This is a genomic window from Nonlabens sp., assembly GCF_051251825.1.
Classification (GTDB): domain Bacteria; phylum Bacteroidota; class Bacteroidia; order Flavobacteriales; family Flavobacteriaceae; genus Nonlabens.
Genome location: NZ_JBPOGG010000028.1, coordinates 1 through 6,257, shown reverse-complemented (window position 1 = coordinate 6,257; position 6,257 = coordinate 1). Strand labels below are relative to the sequence as shown.

Genomic DNA, 6,257 nt, shown 5'->3' with positions numbered 1-6,257 from the left:
AGAAAATAAGGTTCCATCAATACTTCAAATTATTTACCTAACATAACGGCAGATACCTAGAGACACTCACTATCTTATTCATGATTTTCAGAGAGTATCTTCCATATTTGCACTTATAAAGAGGGCAATGAAAATCCTAAAATGGGTAATTACCTAACAAGTTAACTAAAAATTTATTTGGAGAAAAATGGTTGATATTCAAGCTGACTTCCTACAATTACTCTTACTAAAAAACCTCAACTTTATTATCCCCAAAAAAAGCTGTCTATTTTGATTAAAGATAAATTTTCATTATTGCTTTATATCTCAGGATTTGAGAAAACTTATATAAACTATTTTCTTTGATAGCGCATATAAGATGTTGAAAAAATCATCAAAGAACTGATATTTCCCAAGTTCAGTAACTATCAATTTATGTTAATTTTAGCTAATGAATAAAAGCTATATATTATCTAATTTCGGACGACAAAACCAAATTTCTAAATAGGTATAACCTATTCAAACAAAGGTAGCTACAGAAACTACATCAAAGCACAAAATTAAAGATTTAAAGCTCAAACAAACCACCCTACACCCTACTATTACTAGGTTTTTACAACATTACCTTGTTCCATACCAAACAATGGTTTAAGCTTATGATTTTCTGATGGTGCATCTCAGCAGCACATAATTACCAATTTAGCATATAGGGGTTCTCTAAAATGTCAAGTAGATAATTTACCATACCAAATTTCTGAATAATATTTTTTTTTAACAAAGTATTAAGTTATATTTGGTAAACCAATTTGGTAAACCAGTATGGAAAACCAATTGAAAAAGAGAATTACTGACTAACATTAATTAAAGAAATAGTCTATGAAAGTATAAGTAAACAGATAAAAAAGAACGGGCACACACCCATACTTTTAAATTGAATTACTTCATTCTGAAGGGAAGTAATACAACGAACACGTACATCTTACTATACACGCTCCATTACAAAATTCAGGAACCCTGATGAGTTGAATGCCATAGTAAGTTGAAGATTAAATGAAACTCTCGCACAGTGTCATTTAGGCGTCGGCCTTAAACCGATGAATATTACTAACTTAACTTTAACACAAATGAATTTTAAAAACAAATTAGCACTAATATTTGCGCTGTTTATAAATGCCGCAATATTTGCTCAAGACGCGTCTACTATATCGGGTACGATTGTAGACGACGCTAACGTACCAATTCCCGGTGTGAATGTAGTTATTTCGGGTACCACAACAGGTACTGCAACAGATTTTGACGGACTTTACACAATAAATGCTAATAGTGGAGATGTTCTTCAATTTTCCTATATCGGTTATGTAACTCAAAGTATAACGGTAGGAGACCAAGAGACTATTAATGTTGTAATGACCGAAGATGCTGCATTACTTGATGAAGTAGTAGTAGTTGGGTATGGTACCAGAAAAAAATCACATTTAACAGGTGCTGTTGCCAAAGTAGGTGGTGAAGATATCGCTGCCGTGCAAACAACACGTGTAGATGATGCATTAGCAGGTAAATTACCTGGTGTTTTAATTCAAAATCAAGATGGAGCTCCTGGTGCTGACCCTAAAATTCAGATTAGAGCAGCCTCTTCTATATCTGGAGACTCAAGTCCACTTATTGTTGTAGATGGTTATCCAATCTCAGGAAGCTTAGCAACTGTAAACCCAAATGACATTCAAAGCTTAGAAGTTTTGAAAGATGCCGCTTCTGCTGCAATTTATGGTTCTAGAGGTGCAAATGGTGTTATCTTGGTTACGACCAAAAAAGGTAAATCTGGTAAAGCTACTTTTAGTTATAATGCTTACACTAGTTTCTCAAGTAAGTATAGAGATAATATATTAATGAATGCTTCCGAATGGGCAGACCATGCAAGATCTGAGATTGCCGCTGGCAACTGGGCCAGTACTGTTGACACAGTAGACCCTGAGTTTTTAGAATATAGGTTAAGTGCCTATGAGGATTCTCCTGGTGCTATTAGCCCTGAGGATTGGCTTTTTCAAACTGGTACTACTACAAGTCATGATTTTAGCATGAGTGGCGGAACGGATGATGTAAATTATTTTGCATCTATTGGTTATCAAAATGCAGAAGGTGTTGTAAGAACTCAAGGGTATGAAAGATTAAATGCACGTTTGAACGTTGATGCCAAATTAGGCGACAAGTTTAACACAGGTGTAAGTTTCAATGGGTTTACATCGCATAGAGATATTTTGGCTCATGACATGAGAGACCTTTTGAGAGCATATCCTATTAGCCCTATTTATCATACTGATGCATCTATTGCTTTTGTTCAATCATTAGATGGAAAGGCACAGGCATTAGGATTAGATCCATTTGATGATGGCTATAGAGGCTCGGGTTACGAAGCTAACAGTATTTATGCATTAGAACCGGGTATGGCAGCACAAGACTGGCATTATGGTAGAAATCAAAATGGTATTGGCGGTTCTGGTGATGCCGGTCCTGCAGCAAAGCTTGACAATACGGAAAGTTGGGAAAAAACCTTCTTTGGTAACGTAAGCGGCTATCTACAATACAATATTTTGGAGGGATTAAATATAAAGACTGTACTTGGTGGTGACCTTAAGGATACCCAATTCTATGAGCACAGATTACTTGGTTTTGATTCTAGAGCTCGGGATTCTCAAACCTATATGGATCAAACGGATTTAAAAGTATTTTCAGTGTTGAGCGAAACTACTTTAAACTATGCCAAAGTTATTGGCAAGCATGATATATCTGCCGTAGGTGGTATAGAATTTCAAACTACACAATTTAAGGGTACTGCTTTAGACGGAGTAAACGTACCTGATGCGGTAATTCAAAATTACAACTTGTTCGACCCTGCAGACATTACAGTAACGGAACGAGATGAGACCAGAACAAGAAAGAGTGTTTTTGGAAGAGTAAACTATGCATATGATGATCGTTATTTGATATCAGCATCAGTTAGAAGAGATGGTGACTCCCGTTTTGGAGCCAACAAACAATTCGCAACATTCCCAGCTCTTTCATTAGGATGGAACGTGCATAATGAATCTTTCTTAGAAGGTAGCAAGGCGTTGAGTCAATTAAAATTAAGATTTAGTACCGGATCTTTAGGAACTACATCGTTTTTAGGATCTTATGATGCCTTGAGTCTTTTGGACCCACAAGCAACAGTAAACGGTACTTCATTTTTAATTTCTGATAATTTCGAAAACACCGAATTAACTTGGCAAACCAATACGGAGACTAACTATGGTATTGATTTAGGCTTCTTAAACAACCGTATTAGATTGGGCGTAGATTACTACACTTCTGATATTGAAGATATATTAATCAACCAAAGTGTTTCGGAAGTATTGGGTACGACATCAGTAGTTCTTAATTCAGGTGATGTAAGAAGTTCTGGTTTGGAACTTGACCTAAATGTAAGAGCAATACAAACAGATAATTTTTCTTGGAGTTTTGCTGCTAACTTATCTACTGTAGAAACAGAAATTAAAGACTTAGGTGGTTTGGATGAATTACCTCAAACAATCTACGGACAAAGTGGTAGAGGTGCTGTATTTAGAAATTATGTAGGTGGCGGTATTGGCGAAATGTGGGGATTGGAAACCATTGGAGATGTTGAAATGACATACTTGGCAGATGGTTCAAGACACCCTAACAGTCAGACTGGTGAATCTTACGTAGTAGATCAAAACGGTGATGGCGTTATTGACAGAACAAGATCAGTAGAAGACGGTGGAGATTTAGTAAAAATAGGTCAAAATACTCCAGATTTTTATTGGGGTATGTCTCATAACTTTAACTACAAATCTTTTGACATGGCTTTCCAATTACAAGGTTCTCATGGAGCTGAAGTGTACAATGTAGACCCACTTTATTATGGTTCTCAGTGGGGAGGGAGATTGGATTATGCCAGTTTAGATGCTAATGATGATGGTATTGCAGATCATAATGGTCAGTATTATGAAAGAAACAGAAATCAAACAGATGCTATGATTCAAGATGCTTCTTTTGTAGCATTAAGAAACCTTACTATTGGCTATACTTTTGACCAAGATTTGATGGATAAAATTGGCTTAAACTCTGTTAGATTATATGCTGCAGCAACCAATTTATTGTACTTATGGTCAGATGACTACACCTCTTATAATCCAGAAGGTGTAAAGACTTCAGGTAGTGATTATTTAGGACCAACAACATATGGAGCACAAGTAGGCGCCAGTCCGGTTGTAAGAAGCTTTACTATCGGTTTAAATGTTAACTTTTAAATAAACAAAATGAAAAAGATATATATATTATTAGGGCTACTCGTGTCAACCATAGCATGTAATAGTGATTTGGATCAAGTGCCACCAAACATTGCTAAATCAGATTCTTTATCGGATTATGAAGGTGTTTTGAATGCCGCATATTATTACCAGCTTGGCGGTGTTACACCAATGGCTATAATGGGCGAGTTTAGAGCAGACAATGCTATAATGGATGAAGCTCCTTATACTGAATTTGATGAATATGACAACAATCTAACCGATATGGAGGACCAATTCTTTGGACCTTTCTATACGGCTATGTACAAGTCCATATTAAGTGCGAATAACGTAATAGCAAATTCTACAAATAGTTCGGATATACTTGAGGCTAGTTTTTTAAGAGGAATGTCTTACTTTAAACTAGTACAAGTGTTTGGAGATGTTAGTGTAATTTTAACGCCTCAGCCATCAATAGAGGAGATTTCCAATGTAGATCTTACTAGACAGACAGTTGCTGATATATACAATAATATTATTATCCCAGATTTGCAAAATGCAATGAGCTCCTCCAATGTAGGGGTTGCTGCTGAAGCATTATTGGGTAAAGTATATATGTATAAAGGTGATTATGCAGATGCAGTACCACACTTGGAAGCTGTTATAGCAAATGGCAACTATGAACTTCAAGAAAACTTTAATGAGATTTTTGGAGCTGACAATGAATCAAATTCTGAAATCATATATGCTGCTGAAATAGCAAGCTCTATAGTTGATGAATATTCTTTCGCATCCCGTTTTTGGAACTGGTATGTTGGGGATGATTCAAAAGCCGATGAGCCAGTTGATCCGGATTTAATTGCTGCTTTCGATGCTAGTGATGCAAATGGTGGAGGTACAGATTTAAGAAGAGCTGTAACTCTTAACGAGGATGGAACAACAGCTATTAAATTTCCAAAAGAAGGTGGAAATGGCTCCGATCATGACTGGATAGAAATAAGGTTAGCAGATATTATTCTATTATATGCAGAAGCATTAAATGAGACTGGTTCTCCAGCTACTACAGTTCTTCCTTTGTTGGACGATATAAGATCAAGAGCAGGTTTAACTAGTTTAACAGGAACGGCAACTACTCAAGCCGAAGTAAGACAAGCAATTCTTGACGAAAGAAGGTTAGAATTAGCCTTTGAAGGACACAGATGGTTTGACTTAGTTAGAACAGGTTCTGTTAATGCAGAAATGGGACAAACAATTAATAGCGATTATTATTTGTTTCCTATTCCAGTTTCAGAAGTACTAGCTAGCTTCGGAGTAATTGAGCAAAACCCAGGTTACTAAAATTAGAGTAACAACAAATATGTTTAAACATTTGGTTGTGACTTATTAGCAACCTTACGAGAGTTATTTAATATTAGATTTTGTTTCTACCCAAAACTGCCAAGACAAGAATACTTGGCAGTTCAGGTAGAACATTTCTAAAAATTCTTATGTAATTTCTACTTAAAACACTCCAGCAAACCTGGATACCAGAAATACAACACAGAACTAAATATTTTGAAAGATTGTCCCTAACCCCAAGAATAAAAAATTTAAGGTTACTGATTATGTCAGAATTTAATTAATGGATCTTTTGTCAGAATTATTTTAAAGTTGCATCCTATTTTCAATAGAAAAGATGAAGATAGTTTTAAAAAGCAATGTTTTATAATCTAGAATCTACATACTAGATAGTTTTTATCAAATAGGCGGTAATACAATACGGGGCAAAGAATAGAAATTGAGTTGTTTTGAGTTAGTTGAGAGTAATTTTTCCGGCCTGCTCACCACGGGTCGGTAAAATTTCAAAAACACCAAAAACTCTTCAAAAGCCAAACTCGGATAGTTTATTCTATATAATTCTATTCGACCTAATAATTTTTTTGAACTGCACACGCGATATGAAGTTAGAAATACTAACAAAACAAGAAAATAGGGAAATCCAAAATGGGATCA

The 6,257-nt window shown here is 35.5% G+C and carries 2 protein-coding genes; both read left to right on the top strand.

Annotated features, from left to right (window positions below; translation table 11 throughout):
- Positions 1-1,073 precede the first annotated feature (1,073 nt).
- On the top strand, positions 1,074-4,286 hold the full coding sequence (locus ACSHWW_RS14120) for a SusC/RagA family TonB-linked outer membrane protein (protein ID WP_435683117.1): 3,213 nt from the start codon (positions 1,074-1,076) through the stop codon (positions 4,284-4,286).
- Between the two features lie 9 nt (positions 4,287-4,295).
- Complete coding sequence (locus ACSHWW_RS14115; protein WP_435683116.1) at positions 4,296-5,603, top strand: RagB/SusD family nutrient uptake outer membrane protein; 1,308 nt, start codon at positions 4,296-4,298, stop codon at positions 5,601-5,603.
- Positions 5,604-6,257 lie beyond the last annotated feature (654 nt).